Origin of the sequence: Novosphingobium sp. AAP83 (assembly GCF_001295795.1) — a bacterium.
GTDB lineage: Bacteria > Pseudomonadota > Alphaproteobacteria > Sphingomonadales > Sphingomonadaceae > Novosphingobium.
The window spans coordinates 1-15,444 of sequence record NZ_LJHY01000065.1; the positions used below are offsets into that span (position 1 = coordinate 1).

Below are 15,444 nucleotides of genomic sequence, written 5' to 3' on the forward strand. Positions count from 1 at the left end.
CGCTCCTAGGCAGGAGCCGCAACATGCCACTGGCAACCGCACAATCGCTTGGCTGGAACCTCTCCCGGACGCTGATGACGGTCATCGTCCTCATCGAAACCAATCAGGGCTACTTCGTCATCCCCGCTGACGAATTTGACGGTGACCCGGAACAGGTGGTTCGCGAATATGACCCCTTCAGCCGCTAGCCTCAGGCACATTTCGCCTTTTCGGCCTGTGCCCTGCCGTGCTATTCTTGCACCGCAGATTGCGCTGAGGAGGTGGTGGCGAGCGCGTCCAGACAAGGGACGCTTATGACCATTTTTCTCATCCTCGGGGCCGTGGCTGGCCTTTATGTGCTCGCGCTGCTCTTCCGCCTCGCCAGCTACGCGCTGCCTGTCTATGCCGGGCTCACTTGTGCTTTCCTGCTGCTCCGCCATGATGTCGGCCATCTCGGAGCAATCTTGGGCGGACTGTCGGCAGGCATTGCTACGCTTCTGATTGGACAGTGCCTTATCGCCTTTGTCCGCTCCCCCATGCTCCGTGCCGGGATCGCGCTCCTCTTTGCCATACCTGCGGGATTCGCCGGTTTTCAGGCCGCGCACGCGCTTGGATCACTGGCAACGGACAACAGCATGCTGCTGGCGATCCTTGGATCCATCGCTGCTATGGCGACATCCCTCTCGGCATGGCGAAGCGTGACGATGTCGGAGCGTGATACGCGCGTCACCTCACAGTTTGCCGATCCCGTGGCTGGGCAAGCCTCTACAGGCCAATCAATGTTCGCCGAGTGATAGCCGTGAGGGGGCAATACCGGTGTTCCAGTCGCGTCCTCCGCTTGGCCGATTTTGAACCGAGGGTTCAGGGCCAGCGTTCACCCGAGCCAGTGCATGCGATCAGCATCTGGCGGCCTTCCGGGCAGAACCGACCAGTACGGCCTCTTTCGATCCGCGCCCATGTCAGCCAGACGCTTCGCTTGGCAGGCTTGCCGCAACGGTGCTTGCCAAACTTTCTTCCCCCGGCGTTCCGCCGTTCCTCGCGAGACAAGAAAGCCCGACCACACCGTCCTTCGCTAACGCTGCGGGCTGACGCTGCGGCGCCTGCCACTGGCTGACCCTTATCCGCGCATCGAGGCCGCACTGGCGCGGTCCCGTCCAACGGAAAGGAAATATCCATGGCAAAGATCGGCAACTTCAAGATGGTTTCGGGCGAACTCCGGGGCCAGATCGTCACTCTCGCACTTCAGGCTAAATCAGTCAGGATCGTCGCGGAAGAAAACACCAGCGGCAATGCCCCCACCCACCGCGTCCTCATCGGCGAAGTCGAAATCGGCGCAGCCTGGAAAAAGCACACCCAGGACGACCGGCCGTACCTCTCGGTGAAGCTCGACGACCCCAGCTTCATGGCGCCCATTTTCGCCCAGCTCTTCGAAGCCGAGGACGGCAGTCACGATCTGGTCTGGAACCGCCCGAGCCGCCGCAACGACCATTGAATCGGCCAAGTCATCGCCCGGGTCACACCGGGCGATGACGAATCCCTAGTATATTGGGTGGCAGTATATTAGGGTTACGCCGACCCACGAAGCATGAGGCTTCGGGAGATTTTTGGGACGAATTTAAGGCGATTGCGACACGCCAGTGGGCTTTCGCAGGAGGAATTGGCGCATCGTGCCGGAATCAACCGCAACTATGTTGGCCTTCTCGAACGCGCAGCCAATTCGCCGACGCTCGACACTATCGAGCGACTCGCAGAAGAACTTGCCGTCGATCCCGTGCGATTTTTCGAGAAACCTGGCGGTCGTTGAACGCAAACCCACCGCCATTCACCGAATCTCAGCAGCAATTTTACAATTTCTGAACTACAACAGGCAGATCATTGCCTCTGGGAATGTTTTGTCCCGGCAATCTGGGCTCGGCATTATCCCGTGCTGGGGATAGCGCACTGCCCGATTGGGGATAAGTTCACCCTGCTTCTCTGCGCGCGTTGCAGGGGCGCAGTCACTAAACAGGTTTTGCTACAAGGAGAGACCCATGTCGGCTCCTGAGTTTGCCGATGAACCACCGCAGTCAGGCCGATTGAGCGAGTATGATGAGCGCCACCTCGTCACGTATCTTCGCCTGCTGGATGCCGAAAAGGACGAGGCTTCATGGGAAGAGGTGGTTTCAATCATCTTCGCCATCGATCCTGCCAGTGAGCCGGAGCGTGCGCGAAGGGTCTATGATACCCATCTCGCCCGCGCCAAGTGGATGACGCAACACGGCTACAAACACCTTCTGGTCCCACGAACCCAATAAAACCCAGCAGTTAACACCAATATGGCGCAATCGATTGTGCCCTGCCGCGGGGGAGCCCGGAACTGACTCGAGCACTTCACTCTTCACGGCTCCGACGTGATCGTTCGACTCCAAAAAAACCTCATAGGAGAGGTGCGATGGAGAAGCCGCCCGACTGGCGTTCGGAGAATTACGCCAAAGCGTATGAAACCTATGACCGCACGGATTTCGCGCAGGAATTCCTGCGCCGCAATCCTGAATACCGCGACCAATATGCTGAAGCCGTTGACGCTGCGCCACTCGCGCTGAGGCGTCTGGCCCGGCGCTGGGGGTTGGTCTTTCGCTGCGGACCCTGACCTCCCGGCCCACCATCTCCCGATCATCTGGCACCCATCTACAGCGGCCAGCGTCATCCTTTTGCGCCCGGCACCATTCCCTTGTGACGGCTGCAGCCAAGTCGAAATTGTCGGGAGCATGAATATCGCGGCCCAGCACCGCGATGAGGAAGGGCGGCATCTCGTCCTATCGACGGCTAAGCGCCGCTACCGCCTGAATATTTGCGGCGAGACAACAGAGACCGAACCGCTCGCCTATGTTCTTCCGGGCGACGCATTTTGGGAAACACGGCAGGCCGCTGTTTGCGACTTTCATGAACATTGCCATCTCGGACATGTGAAGAAGCTCCCGTTCTGCCTTGCGCCCGGTCCGTCAGAGCACTGGCGTCTGGTCCAATGGCTTCGGTTGCTCGATGCGCTGTCCGGCGGTGCAACCACGCGCGAATTGGCCATCGAACTTATCGCCCGCGATGCCGGACGATATTCGGCCGCCGAATGGGATACGTCGAGCGAGCGCAAACGAATTGCTCGCTGGCAGCGACAGGCGCTCGCCATGCGCGACGGCGGCTATCTAGCCCTGTTGAGCGGCCACTGATCGGGACATTCGGAAGCCACGCCTTATGTCCGTTCACCCAAGTCCCTGAAAATCTCAAATCTCGCCTCCTGCTCGCCGGGCCAACCCCTTGTGTCCGGCACTTCACAGGAGACATTTCATGGATGGAGATTTCGTCCCGGTATTCCCGCGTTATGTCAGGACGCCAGATGCTGCCGTGCATTTGGGTCTGTCAGCCCGCACGCTTGAAAAGCATCGTTGCTATGGGACGGGGCCGGCCTTTCACAAACTCGGTCGGCGGATTGTCTATGCCATAGTCGATCTCGATGCCTGGGCGCAAAATGGTCGCCGCAATTCAACATCCGATCCCGGACAAGGCATTTGCCTGTCAGCACGACCGGTGCGCCGTTGATGCGTTCGGTGAGCCCCCAGCAACAGCTCGACCTGTTCTACTCGATGCCCGGTGACATTGCCGCGCGCGATGCTCAGGATCTGATGTCCTGGCCCTTCTTCAGCCTTGCCAAGTCGCGGCGCTCCGCACCGATCGACTTTGCGATGGGGGCCACGTGGATCTCGGTCGAAGCTGTAGCCGAACACGGCATGGCGACCATCTGGGATGCCGACATTCTGATTTGGGCGGCGAGTCAGCTCGTCGAAGCGCGCGACGCAGGCCGCCCGACATCTCGGCACATCGCCGCCCGTCCGCACGAGATTCTGACCTTCATCGGGCGCGGGACGGGCAAGGACCATTATGAGCGGCTGCGCGCAGCGCTCGACCGCTTGCAATCGACGACCGTTGCCACGTCGATCCGCCAGCAACACCAGCGCCGACGCCACCGCTTCTCCTGGATCAACGAATGGCGGGAAACACTCGACGACCGTGGCCGCGCCGTTGGCATCGAGCTTATCCTGCCCGACTGGTTCTATGCGGGTGTGCTCGATCGCGGCCTGATCCTGACGATCGACCGCGCCTATTTCAAGCTGACAGGGGGCGTTGAGCGCTGGCTCTACCGTATCGTGCGCAAGCATGGTGGACATCAGCGCGGTGGCTGGAGCTTCGACGTTCCGCACCTTCATCTCAAATCAGGTGCGCTTTCGCCGCTCAAGCAATTCGCATTCGAGCTGCGGACCATCGTCCGGCGGCAGTCTCTCCCGGGCTACCATCTGAGCCTTGAGCACAGCTTCGGCCGCGAGCGGCTGATCTTCAAACCCATCCCCGTCGACCCGTTCGTTGCCGCTGCCCGGCGCGTCGGTTTCCCTGTGGAGAAGTTGGCATGACATTCGGCCTATTAAAAACCGTCGGACTCGGCCCATCGGAAACCCGATCCTCGGCCTATCGAAAACCGGGACCATGCGGAAACCCGCAGAAATCTGCGGTAAATCGGCGCTCCTCTAACGATGCTAATAGAAAAGAATCCTTCGGATTCTTGCTAACCCTTTTTCAGCCTGTGGATAATCTCGGTGCAACGGGCCTGCTCAACGCCCGCGTCAAGCTTGTCGGGTTCGCGGTGGCAGGAGCGCGGCCATGAGCGAGCCAACTGCGCAGCGGCACAGCTCCTCGCACGCCATCAGGTCAGCAACAGCCAGCGCCTTGACCGAGGTCGAAGTGACCTGGATCGAGAAGCGCTACGAACAATGGATCCGCTTCGGTCGCATTGCGGCTGACACGATCATCAACCGCCGCACGCGCGTCATCGCCTTCCGTCCCGGCGCGGTCTTCGCCTTCGTGCGCTGGTCGTCGAACGACTATGGCACCATCCATTCGTGCATCGACATCGTGACGGCAGTGGCACCGGGCGAGGCCTACACGACGTTGCCGTTTGTCCGTCCCGGCGCTGACATCCTGCTGCACATCGAGGGCTGGCCCAAGGTCGCACAGGTGTTGCAGGCCGTCGATGCGGTCGAAGCCGCCGGTGTTGATCCGTGCGACGCATCGCCAGATCACTGGCGCCACGTCGGCAACCGGCTGAATGCCAGAATGCCGTTCAGGGCTTACACAGCGGAGCGGCACGCGGCCTGGCTCCGGCGCAAGGCGCTCGAAGCATGAGCCGCCGCTATGTTCGCGCCACGATACTGTGGGCAGGCTTGTTCAGCGCCGGGTTCTCAGCAGTCGCCATGCTGTCGCCGCGACCGCGACTGATGTGGAACGCGAGCGCCAGTGCGCCCATCGGCCTCTATCGCCTCGAGGGCGATACACGCGCAAGGCCCGGCGAACTGGTCGCCATTGTGCCGCCGACTGCGACCACGCGGATGATGGCCGAGCGCCATTATCTGCCGATCGGCGTACCGCTCATGAAACATGTCGCGGCTTTGCCCGGGCAATGGGTGTGCCGCGCCGGCGCTGTCGTCTCGGTGGACGGCAAGCGTGTCGCCATAGCCAAATCGCACGACAGAATGGGTCGGCCTTTGCCAAGCTGGCAGGGCTGTCACCGCGTTCGGACAGACGAATTGTTCCTGTTGAACCCGGCACCCGACAGCCTTGATGGGCGCTATTTCGGCGCTCTGCCCGCAGCCGGTCTTATCGGCACGGCACACCCCATCCTTACCCGTGATGCACCTGACCAGCCCCTGCGCTGGCGTGGCTTTGGTGCATCCGCCGCTTCCCCAACCACCAACCAGGAGCACAGACCATGATGATCGGTGTCTTTCATTCCGCGCAAGACAGTTTCACGGGGCAAATCCGGACTCTCATGCTCGATGCTGTCGTGACGCTCGTCCCGGCTCCATCGAACGACAGCGACAATGCACCCGACTGGCGCGTGCTGCTCGGCGATGCCGAAACCGGCACTGAAATTGGTGCTGGCTGGAACCGCACAGGCGAGCGCGCCGGTGCCTTTGTCGCGGTGCAGATCGACGACCCGTCCTTTGCCCATCCCCTGCGCGCCAACCTGCTTCGGTCCATGTCCCGTGACGACGAGCATCACCTGCTCTGGTCGCGTCCGACCAATCGCGATCGGAAATAGGCCATGACCGTTGCTTCGCTTCGCCGTCGCAGGTGTTCCGTAGTTCGGATTGCCGTTCGGCTGCGCCTTCACCTTCTCCTTCCCGGCACTTGTTTCGCTCTCGGCCTGGCAGCGGCGACTTCTCCGGTTGCCGCAGTTGCGACGGTGCCTGACCAGTTTGCAGCGCATCCTTATGCGCCGCATGTCGCAGAGGCATCGCAGCGCTTCGGCATTCCCGAGCTGTGGATATGGGCTGTGATGCGGGCGGAAAGTCGCGGCAATTCGCGCGCGGTTTCGTCTGCAGGAGCCATAGGGCTGATGCAGATCATGCCCGGCACTTGGTCTATGCTGAGCGCGCGGCATGGCCTTGGCTCTGACCCGTTCGATGAGCGTGCGAACATCCTTGGAGGTGCGGCCTATCTGCGCGCCATGTGGGATCGGTATCGCAATGTCAGCTTGATGCTGGCGGCCTACAATGCGGGACCAGGCCGTGCCGATGACTATGTTGCCGGTCGTCGCAGTCTTCCGGCAGAAACCGTCAACTACGTCGCCCAGATCGCGCCAGGTCTTGGAATGGCCAGCATCGCTTCGCCTGCTGCCATGCCACCTGCCAATGCTCATCCCTGGCGTCAGGCTACATTGTTCACACCGCGCGGCGATGTAGAAGCGAGCAGCAATGACGGTGCTGCCGATGTGCAGCCACAGCGCACCCAGCTTGCGTCGCCGTCGGCCTCTTTGCCGTTATCGAGCCCTGCGCCGCACCCCCTGTTTGTGTCGCTTTCACCGCGAAATCCGTGATGGGTTACGCCAGCGCATCTCCGACGGTTCGGGCGTCGTGTCGGAAAGGGACGGCGGGGAAGCTCGTGTTTGAGCGAGAGGGCATTTTTGGAGGGCAAGATAAAAGGAGTGCCAGCACCTGGCCCTCATGTGGTTGTTGTAGCGCGATAATTTCGTATGGCACCGGGCAAGGCCTGCCATACGATGTTTCCCACGCGCCCGGAAATCTGCCGCGCAATCGTCTGGCACCTTCAAAATGAGCCGCGACGACAATGAATTTCGGGTGCGGCCGGGAAGAAGCAGGGACAGCGGTGCAGCCTCTGGACGGCGAAGCCAGAAGCTGGCGGCTCAGGTCCAGCGTGCCGCCAACAAGGCGGGCCATGCGGGTTCACGGCGAGCGGGTCTGAAACGCGGGAGTGGCAGCGGCAAAGCCGCGCGCGGGCGTCGGACGGTTGCCGCGATGCGCCGCACACCTGGCCAACGCCGCGTTACTGTTATGGCGCGCATCGCTCGCCATAAAGGTGCGCATTACCGCGCCGCACCGCTGGCAAAGCACATCAAGTATCTTGAGCGTGACGGCGTGTCCCGCGACGGGCGCGACGCCTCGATGTTCGATGCCCAGACCGACAGGGCTGATCGGGATGCCTTTGCAGGGCGTTGCGAAGATGACCGGCACCACTTTCGCTTCATCGTCTCGCCCGAAGACGCCGGGGACATGGAAGACCTGCGCAGCTTCACCCGCGAATTGATGGCTGACGCGGCCAAGGATCTGGGCACCGAACTGGACTGGGTAGCCGTTGACCATTGGAACACCGACAATCCGCACATCCATGTGCTGGTGCGCGGCGTTGCCAGCGACGGCGCCGATCTTGTCATTGACCGGGGCTATATCAGCGAAGGGCTGCGGTTCCGGGCGGAAGAGCGGGTGACGCTCGAACTGGGGCCGCGCACAGAGCTGGACATCCGCACCGCGCTCGAACGCGAGGTCGATGCCGAGCGCTGGACCAGTCTTGACCGGCAGCTTGAACGCTTGGGGCAGGATACTGCAGGCCTTGTCGATCTGCGTCCAGGCGGCGACGCCGATCCCGAAATGCGCCGGCTGCTTCTGGGCCGCGCCGCCAAACTGGAACAGCTGGGACTGGCGGCACGCGAAGGGCCTGCGGTGTGGGCGCTGGAGCCCGGTGCCGAAAACACATTGCGCGATCTTTCGGTGCGTAACGACATCATCAAGACGATGCACAATGCCATGAGCCGCGACGGCGGGCGGTTTGATGTATCGGCATTGGCCCTGCATCAGGACGTCCCAAGCGAGCCGGTCATCGGGCGCCTGGTCGAACGTGGCCTCCACGACGAGCTGACGGGCAGTGCCTATGCCATCGTCGACGGTGTCGATGGTCGCACGCACCATCTGCGGTTCAATGACATGGAGATGACCGGCGATGCCAAAGCCGGATCGATCGTCGAACTGCGCTCATGGGAGGATGCCAAAGGGGATGACCGGCTGTCGCTCGCCACACGATCAGACATACCCCTCGAGGCACAGATCAAAGCACCTGGCGCGACGTGGCTTGATCGCCAGCTTGTGGCCCGCGATCCCGTCGCAACGGGCAATGGTTTCGGGCGCGAGGTGCGCGATGCGTTGGATGCCCGCGCCAGCCATCTCGAAACGCAGGGGCTTGCCCGCCGGCAGGGCCAGCGGGTCATCCTTGCTAAGGATCTCGTCGGGACGCTGAAGAATCAGGAACTGACGGCCGCCACGCAGGCCATCGCCGCGCGCACGGGACTTGAGCACAAACCGTCGGGCGCAGGCGACTATGTCAGCGGCATCTATCGGGAGCGGGTGACGCTTTCGACGGGCCGCTTCGCGATGATCGACGAAGGGCTGGGCTTTCAGCTCGTGCCCTGGCGCCCGGCGCTCGATCAGCACCTCGGCCAGCACATCACCGGCACCATGTCGCCGGGCGGTACTGTCGACTGGGCCTTGGGCCGCGGGATCAGCCTGTGACCCTCATTTACCCCCTCATCAGGAGTAGCTTTCAATGAACGCCACCCGTATTCTCTGGGGTCAGGTCATCGCCGTCATAAGCGTCACCTTGCTTGGCATCTGGTGTGCCACCCAATGGACGGCCCACGCCCTTGCGTACCAACCCGAGCTCGGCCAGCCTTGGTTCTGGCTTGGACCTTGGCCAATCTACCCGCCCTACGCCTTCTTCTGGTGGTGGTTTGCGTTCGACGCCTATGCACCGCAGATCTTCCAGACCGGCGCATTCATCGCGGTCTCGGGTGCCATGGCCGCCATAGTTATCGCGATTGCAATGTCGGTGTGGCGCGCGCGGGAGGAGAAGCAGTCAGAGACCTACGGTTCCGCGCGCTGGGCGACCGACAAGGAAATCCGCAAGGCTGGCCTCCTGAAGCAGGACGGCGTGGTGATCGGCTCGCACAAGAACCGGTATCTGCGGCACAATGGTCCCGAACATATTCTCTGCTTTGCGCCGACCCGTTCCGGCAAAGGCGTGGGTCTCGTCATCCCGTCGCTGCTCGCTTGGCCGGGCAGCTGCATCGTCCATGATATCAAGGGCGAGAACTGGGATCTGACGGCGGGCTTTCGCGCCCGACACGGCCGCGTCCTGCTGTTCGATCCGACCAACCCCGCATCCAATCCCTACAATCCGCTGCTCGAAGTCCGGAAGGGCGATGGGGAGGTACGTGACGCCCAGAACATCGCAGACATATTGATCGACCCCGAAGGGTCATTGGAAAAGCGCACGCATTGGGAGAAGACCAGCCACTCGCTACTCGTCGGCACCATCCTGCACGTCCTCTATGCCGAGAAGGACAAGTCGCTGGCCGGGGTCGCTGGCTTCCTTTCTGATCCGCGCCGTTCGATCGAAACCACGCTGCACCGCATGAAGACGACCCCGCACCTCGGTAAGGACGGTATCCACCCCGTTGTAGCAGCCGCAGCACAGGAACTGCTGAACAAGTCTGACAATGAGCGGTCTGGCGTCCTGTCGACGGCCATGTCGTTCCTCGGCCTCTACCGCGACCCGGTGATTGCGCAGGTCACCGGCGCCTCGGACTGGCGCATCACCGATCTTGTCGATTCAGCGGCACCTGTGTCGCTCTATCTGGTCATTCCTCCTTCCGATATCAGCCGAACCAAGCCACTCGTCCGCCTGATGCTCAATCAGATCGGTCGCCGCTTGACCGAAGAGCTGAAAGCCAAGGGTCGCCGGCAGCGCGTGATGTTCATGCTCGACGAATTCCCGGCTTTGGGGCGGCTCGATTTCTTCGAAAGCGCCCTGGCCTTTGTTGCAGGCTACGGGATCAAGGCATTCCTGATCGCGCAGTCGCTGAACCAGATTGAAAAAGCCTACGGGTCGAACAACGCCATTCTCGACAATTGCCATGTCCGCGTCGCTTTCGCGGCCAATGATGACAATACCGCCAGCCGCGTTTCCAATGCGCTCGGCACCGCCACCCAGATGCGGGCAATGAAGAATTATGCCGGGCATCGCCTCTCGCCATGGCTCGGCCATATCATGGTCTCACGTACTGAGACCGCGAGGCCGTTGCTGACCCCCGGCGAAGTTCAGCAGTTTTCTGAGCACGAGGAGATTGTTCTGGTGGCCAGCACGCCGCCGATCCGCGCGGAAAAGGCAAAATACTTTCTCGACCCGAGGTTCCGCGCGCGCCTTCTACCGGCACCCACCCCCAAACCGCTGCACCCGAAAAAACGGCCAAAGGACGACTGGTCTGCGCTCGCACCCATTGTGGCACCGCTGCCGACCAAACCAGCCCAGGCCGAAGCGAAAAGCTCCGAACAGCCGCCGGTTGATCAGCCAAAACCGGATGTGCCGTCAGATGCCGATGGGGCCGAATCTGAAAATGATACGGCGAACTCCGGCATCAGGCGAGAACCCGAACTGGGTGAACATGAGGATGTCGTTCCCGTCCCCAAGCCACCGGTCAATGAGTTCGATCTTGATCGCGATGCGCCCGAGGATGACGCAGCCAGGGCCAAACGGGAAGCTGATCGCACAATGCATCGCAATGCCCGAAATGCATCGCTCGACCCCGATGACGGCATCGACCTGTGAGGAAGAAGCCCCACAGCAAACAAACCTTCCGGCTCGATATCGAACTGGCCAAATTGCTGGAGGAACGCGCTCATGCCCGCGGCGTCTCGCGCACCGAAGTGGTGGAAGCGGCGTTGATGTCCCTGCTGCAATCCGATCAGGATGAGCGGATGGAAGCCGCTCTGGCGAGGCGGCTCGATCGCCTGTCGCGGCAACTGGATCGGCTCGAATGGCATGTGGAATTGACGAATGAAGCGATTGGCCTGTTCGTGCGCTTCTGGCTCACTAGCAATCCGCCGCTACCCGACACGGCAATGAAGGCGGCGCAGGCGATGGGCAAGAAGAGGTGGCACGGATTTGTGGAATCACTTTCCCGGCGGATGGAGGCGGGGCCGAAGCTGCGGGATGAAGTGGGGCGAGAGATACCGAGCGCGACTGACGCCTGATCTCGCAATGCGCTCAAAGCTAGCGCGGCAGGCGGACAATCATCCATCCGCTTATCCCCCGGCGAGCTTATCGACCTTGGCGAGGAAAAAGCGCTCACTCCACAGATCAACCGATTTGAGATCGGCAGGACGCAGGAAGCGCTCGACATCCTTTGCCGCTTCCTTCCACTCGATCCGAGTGATTGTGCCAGAAAGCGCAGCCTTCAACCATGCCATGTCGACGTGGAGCGACCCGTCACCGGCCCATGGCCCTGCCTGAACGAGCGCGTTTTGCAAAAGGACGAAATTGGGTTCGAGCCCGCGCGAAACATACCAGGAGAAGTCGAACCAGTCGCGACCTTTGAGGAAGCCTCGGCATAGCAAGGCATGGATCTTCAGCGCGAAATTGGATGCCAGATCTTGGTGGCGCACCTCATAATCAGCTGGAAAATCAAGGTAGGTAGTTGCCTCGTCCGATCCTGCGGGCGGGTTCACATCAATTTCCAGCTTGATCTTGATCGCCTTGCGATGGCCGGTGCCTGCGAATGACAAGTCGAGCTGGCTGGCGATGGAATCGTCCTTGAGCAGCGCTTGGCGAATGGCCGTATCCATACGCGGCTTGGGCTGAGCTTCCAGTGCCAGCCCGAACTGGCCGAACACCTCGGTCATCCCCTCGAGGTAAGGGGACCAGTCGAAGTCCATGTTCGGCACGCGCAGGAGAAAGTCCAAGTCCTCGGAAAAGCGTGGCAGGCCGTGCAGAATGCGCAGGCTGGTGCCGCCCTGGAACAAGGCACAATCGAAGAAATCGGCGCGCCACAGCGCGTATAACGCAATCTCCTGGAGGATCTCCTTGAGCGCGTTTTCCTCTTCAAGCGCATTGGTGGCGCCATAGCGGCCGAGCTTTTCCTTGATGATGTCAATCATGCAGCGATCCCCTGCCTTGAGCCCGTTTTGTCGTCAGAACCACATCTTCAAGCTCGGAAAGGAAGGCATTGACTGCCTTGTGCTTGTAAACCGACTTCACTGCGGCAAAGTCCCTTTCCGTCAATGCCAGAAGCGCCTCGTCATCGATCCGCATGCCACTGGTCAGCCAATCGAGGCCAGACCATTCCACTTTGCGCAGGGCGACAAGATCCATAAGGGCGCGCAGCGGCCTAGCGACAAAGGCGGTGAGCTTGTCGAAGGTCACCCGTTCGACGCCGCCAAGGAAGCAATAATCAGCAATGGCGAGCGGATGATATTTGAAGGAGCCGAATTCGGTGGCCGGGATCTCCAGCGTTTTACGCCCCGGCGTCACGTTGGCAGTGACAAGCACCGCCTCAGGAATCCAGCCATGGTAAGCCAGCGCGCTTTCAAAGGAAATATAGCTCCCGGGAAGCAAAGCCTGCGCCACCGCGAAGGGATGCACAGGAGCGCTTCGATGCGCCTTGGCAAGCGTATAAACCCCGCGCTTCAGGCGAATGAGTGACCCGTCCTTGAGGGCGCGGTTGACGAGGCCATAACGCCGGGCATCGCCTCCCCCCAGCAGTTCGCTGAGCTGGCGTTCATTGAAGACCCGGTCGCGCAGCGCGCTTGCGGATACCTGTTGCGCTAGGCTGGACATAAAATTCTCAATACTTCCTAATTATGAAAGTTTCAAGAATTTCTACATCTCCGCCTATGCGCACCGTTCGAGCTGCAATTGACACCCTCAGTATACTCCGCTTCGCCAACCTCAGGGTTGGCTGCTGAGTGCGCTTGCGGCGACCAGTTGCGACGCGAGATCCCGGGAGGTCCGGGCCGCGCCCATCAGCGTCGCGGAGCCTGCCCCAGTCCAGTCACCATAGCCGGCAAGCCACAGGCGCGGTTCCTTGATAGATCGTTGCCCATCGACCTCTACCCGCCCGTCAGGCTCGATTACGTCGAGCGACGTCAGATAATTGAGCGCGGCGCGGAAGCCGGTGCACCAGATGATGGCATCGACTGCCAATTCAGAGCCGTCGTCCCAGACGACGCCTATCGCACTAATTCGTTTGAAGGGGCGCACGGAGCTGAGATCGCCTCGGCCGCGTGCCTCCCTGACCGGCGGCACCATCACGATATCGCCAATGCCTCCGACCGGTGTCTCGCTCGGCCCTGCTTTCATCCGCGCGACCGCACGTTCGAACAGAACGCGGCCATCGACATCATCTGGCAGGAATACAGGGTCTTGGGTCGTAACCCAGAGCGCGCGGGCGATCGGTGCGACCTCGGCCATGATCTGCGCGCCGCTGTTCCCGCCGCCGACCACCAGCACCGTCTGACCGGCAAAGTCCTCAGGCCGCACATATCGGGCCGAATGGACCTGCGCGCCCTGAAACAGGTCACGGCCCGGCATGTCGGGAATATAGGGTTGCGACCATGTGCCCGTTGCGCTGACCACATGCCGTGCAGCCAATCGCTCTGAGGCGGTCTCGATTTCCAGATGATCACTGCCCCGCTGAACTCTCGTCACTCTGGCCGGTCGCCGAACAGGCAGGTGATAGCGTTCCTCGTACCGGGTCAGATAGCTCAGAACATCATCACGGGTTGGATAGCCGTCATGATTGGGCGGTGGCATCAGCCATCCGGGCAGTGAACTGTATCCCGCGGGCGAAAACAGCCGCAACGATTCCCAGCCATGCCGCCAGGCACCGCCGGGACCATCCTCGGCATCGAGGATCAGGAAATCGGCCTTGGCGCGGTGGAGATAGTAGCCCAGGGACAGCCCCAACTGGCCGCCACCGATAATGACAATGTCGTGGGTCTCCACGCCCTTAGGCCTGAAGCCAACGCTTGAGGTCGTCTTCCTTCGGCAGTCCGCCAGCATGAACGACCTTGCCATCGATCACGATGCCCGGCGTTGAGGGAATGCCGTACTTGGCCATCTCGGCGTAGTCGGTGATCTTTTCGATCGACGCCTCGATGCCAAGCGCGGCAGCGGCGGCCTTCACCATATCTTCTGTTGTCTGGCACCGCTTGCAGCCGGGGCCGAGCACCTTGATGTCTTTCATGGGAATGGGCCTTTCAGGAGAACAATGCGTTGAACAGGTAACCAACGCCAAGGATGCCGGTGCCAACCACGGCAACAAACACCGCGATCAGTTTGAGGCTGAGCACCTTGCGCAGGATGATCATTTCGGGGAGCGACAGCGCGATGACCGACATCATGAAGGCGAGGACAGTGCCAAGCGCCGCGCCTTTGCCCAGCAGCGCCTCGATCACTGGGATGATCCCGGCGGCGTTGGAATACATCGGGATGCCGAGAAGAACTGCGGCAGGCACCGACCACCAGCTATCCGCGCCCATGATGCTGGAAAGCAATTCGGCGGGCACATAGCCGTGGATGAAGGCACCGGCAGCGATCCCCGCGATGATCCAGTGCCAGACCTTGCCGACGATCTCCTTGACCGCATCCCAGCCCGCCTCAAAGCGGTCGACCCAGGTGAGATGCTCATCCTCAAGGTCAACTTCGCCAGCGCGGACTTCACGCACCCAGGGTTCGAGCCAGCCTTCCAGATGCAGGCGGCCAATGACCCAACCCGACACGATGGCAATGGACAGCCCGAAGGCGAGATAGGTCAGCGCCACTTTCCAGCCCACCAGCGCGAACAGAAGTCCCAGCGCGATCTCGTTCACCATCGGTGCGGCGATCAGGAACGAGAAGGTGACGCCGAGCGGCACGCCAGCAGACACGAATCCGACAAACAGCGGCACGGCCGAGCAGGAGCAGAATGGCGTGACAATGCCGAGGTGCGCGGCGGCAATGTTGCCCAGCCCTTCGCGCTTGCCCGCCAGCAGGGCGCGGGTGCGCTCGGGCGAGAAGAAAGTGCGCACCACGCCCATCGCGAACACCACCAAGGTTAGCAGCATCAGCACTTTGGGCGTATCGTAGAAGAAGAACTCGACCGACGAAGCAAGATGACTACCGGGGGTAATCGGCAGTTGCGTGACCAACCACCGCGCGAAGGGTAGCAACTGGTTGTAGAGGACAAACCAGGCGGTCACGAAGATGGCGATCCCGGCAAACCAAATCCCTTGCGACTTGCGGGCCTGACCCAAGCTTGCGGCAATGGTGTTCATA

Annotated in this window: 21 protein-coding genes; 16 read left to right on the forward strand and 5 right to left on the reverse strand. The window is 61.4% G+C overall.

The window, feature by feature from the left end; genetic code table 11:
- The 16 genes from IP81_RS21075 to IP81_RS18220 form a co-directional block, all read left to right on the forward strand.
- Positions 1-188: hypothetical protein (locus IP81_RS21075; RefSeq protein WP_054109416.1), on the forward strand; the 188-nt coding region annotated here is incomplete at its 5' end.
- 105 nt (positions 189-293) lie between these two features.
- A complete protein-coding gene (locus IP81_RS18150) occupies positions 294-773 on the forward strand; it encodes a hypothetical protein (protein WP_054109478.1) in 480 nt (159 codons plus the stop codon).
- A gap of 380 nt (positions 774-1,153) precedes the next feature.
- A complete protein-coding gene (locus tag IP81_RS18155) occupies positions 1,154-1,471 on the forward strand; it encodes a DUF736 domain-containing protein (RefSeq protein WP_006964005.1) in 318 nt (105 codons plus the stop codon).
- Positions 1,472-1,603: 132 nt separating this feature from the next.
- Positions 1,604-1,783 (forward strand): helix-turn-helix domain-containing protein, encoded by a 180-nt coding sequence (locus tag IP81_RS19915; protein ID WP_231627125.1) that lies wholly within the window; start codon positions 1,604-1,606, stop codon positions 1,781-1,783.
- A gap of 226 nt (positions 1,784-2,009) precedes the next feature.
- Complete coding sequence (locus IP81_RS18165) at positions 2,010-2,273, forward strand: DNA -binding domain-containing protein (protein WP_054109418.1); 264 nt, start codon at positions 2,010-2,012, stop codon at positions 2,271-2,273.
- 137 nt (positions 2,274-2,410) lie between these two features.
- On the forward strand, positions 2,411-2,608 hold the full coding sequence (locus tag IP81_RS18170) for a transcriptional regulator domain-containing protein (RefSeq protein WP_054109419.1): 198 nt from the start codon (positions 2,411-2,413) through the stop codon (positions 2,606-2,608).
- Positions 2,609-2,726: 118 nt separating this feature from the next.
- Positions 2,727-3,182, forward strand: coding sequence for a DUF2285 domain-containing protein (locus tag IP81_RS18175; protein WP_054109420.1), 456 nt, complete (start codon positions 2,727-2,729; stop codon positions 3,180-3,182).
- Between the two features lie 118 nt (positions 3,183-3,300).
- Positions 3,301-3,552, forward strand: coding sequence for an AlpA family transcriptional regulator (locus tag IP81_RS18180; RefSeq protein ID WP_006964014.1), 252 nt, complete (start codon positions 3,301-3,303; stop codon positions 3,550-3,552).
- Positions 3,552-4,418, forward strand: coding sequence for a replication initiator protein A (locus IP81_RS18185; protein ID WP_054109421.1), 867 nt, complete (start codon positions 3,552-3,554; stop codon positions 4,416-4,418). The genes IP81_RS18180 and IP81_RS18185 overlap by 1 nt, the downstream gene beginning before the upstream one ends.
- Positions 4,419-4,665: 247 nt before the next feature.
- Positions 4,666-5,187: a DUF2840 domain-containing protein gene (locus IP81_RS18190; protein WP_054109422.1), complete on the forward strand. Its 522-nt coding sequence runs from the start codon at positions 4,666-4,668 to the stop codon at positions 5,185-5,187.
- Entirely contained in the window at positions 5,184-5,774 is a 591-nt protein-coding gene (locus tag IP81_RS18195; protein ID WP_054109423.1) for a S26 family signal peptidase, read from the forward strand. Before IP81_RS18190 ends, IP81_RS18195 begins: the two co-directional genes overlap by 4 nt.
- Positions 5,771-6,103, forward strand: coding sequence for a DUF736 domain-containing protein (locus IP81_RS18200; protein WP_054109424.1), 333 nt, complete (start codon positions 5,771-5,773; stop codon positions 6,101-6,103). The genes IP81_RS18195 and IP81_RS18200 overlap by 4 nt, the downstream gene beginning before the upstream one ends.
- A gap of 144 nt (positions 6,104-6,247) precedes the next feature.
- Entirely contained in the window at positions 6,248-6,880 is a 633-nt protein-coding gene (locus tag IP81_RS18205; RefSeq protein ID WP_054109425.1) for a lytic transglycosylase domain-containing protein, read from the forward strand.
- Positions 6,881-7,115: 235 nt separating this feature from the next.
- Positions 7,116-8,864, forward strand: a complete 1,749-nt coding sequence (locus tag IP81_RS18210; RefSeq protein WP_054109426.1) for a DUF3363 domain-containing protein — start codon at positions 7,116-7,118, stop codon at positions 8,862-8,864.
- Positions 8,865-8,898: 34 nt separating this feature from the next.
- Entirely contained in the window at positions 8,899-10,959 is a 2,061-nt protein-coding gene (locus IP81_RS18215; RefSeq protein ID WP_054109427.1) for a conjugal transfer protein TraG, read from the forward strand.
- Complete coding sequence (locus IP81_RS18220) at positions 10,956-11,384, forward strand: ribbon-helix-helix protein, CopG family (protein WP_054109428.1); 429 nt, start codon at positions 10,956-10,958, stop codon at positions 11,382-11,384. The genes IP81_RS18215 and IP81_RS18220 overlap by 4 nt, the downstream gene beginning before the upstream one ends.
- A 51-nt stretch (positions 11,385-11,435) precedes the next feature.
- On the opposite strand, the gene IP81_RS18225 is transcribed toward IP81_RS18220, so the two are convergent.
- The 5 genes from IP81_RS18225 to IP81_RS18245 all read right to left on the reverse strand — a co-directional run bounded on the left by IP81_RS18225 (position 11,436) and on the right by IP81_RS18245 (position 15,443).
- On the reverse strand, positions 11,436-12,287 hold the full coding sequence (locus IP81_RS18225; protein ID WP_054109429.1) for a nucleotidyl transferase AbiEii/AbiGii toxin family protein: 852 nt from the start codon (positions 12,285-12,287) through the stop codon (positions 11,436-11,438).
- Positions 12,280-12,966: a hypothetical protein gene (locus tag IP81_RS18230; RefSeq protein WP_054109430.1), complete on the reverse strand. Its 687-nt coding sequence runs from the start codon at positions 12,964-12,966 to the stop codon at positions 12,280-12,282. The genes IP81_RS18225 and IP81_RS18230 overlap by 8 nt, the downstream gene beginning before the upstream one ends.
- Positions 12,967-13,077: 111 nt before the next feature.
- The gene (locus tag IP81_RS18235; RefSeq protein WP_054109431.1) at positions 13,078-14,133 is read right to left on the reverse strand and encodes an ArsO family NAD(P)H-dependent flavin-containing monooxygenase; all 1,056 of its coding nucleotides are present in this window, start codon (positions 14,131-14,133) and stop codon (positions 13,078-13,080) included.
- A 4-nt stretch (positions 14,134-14,137) separates the two neighbouring features.
- Positions 14,138-14,374, reverse strand: coding sequence for a thioredoxin family protein (locus tag IP81_RS18240; protein ID WP_054109432.1), 237 nt, complete (start codon positions 14,372-14,374; stop codon positions 14,138-14,140).
- Positions 14,375-14,387: 13 nt separating this feature from the next.
- A complete protein-coding gene (locus IP81_RS18245; protein WP_054109433.1) occupies positions 14,388-15,443 on the reverse strand; it encodes a permease in 1,056 nt (351 codons plus the stop codon).
- Position 15,444 lies beyond the last annotated feature (1 nt).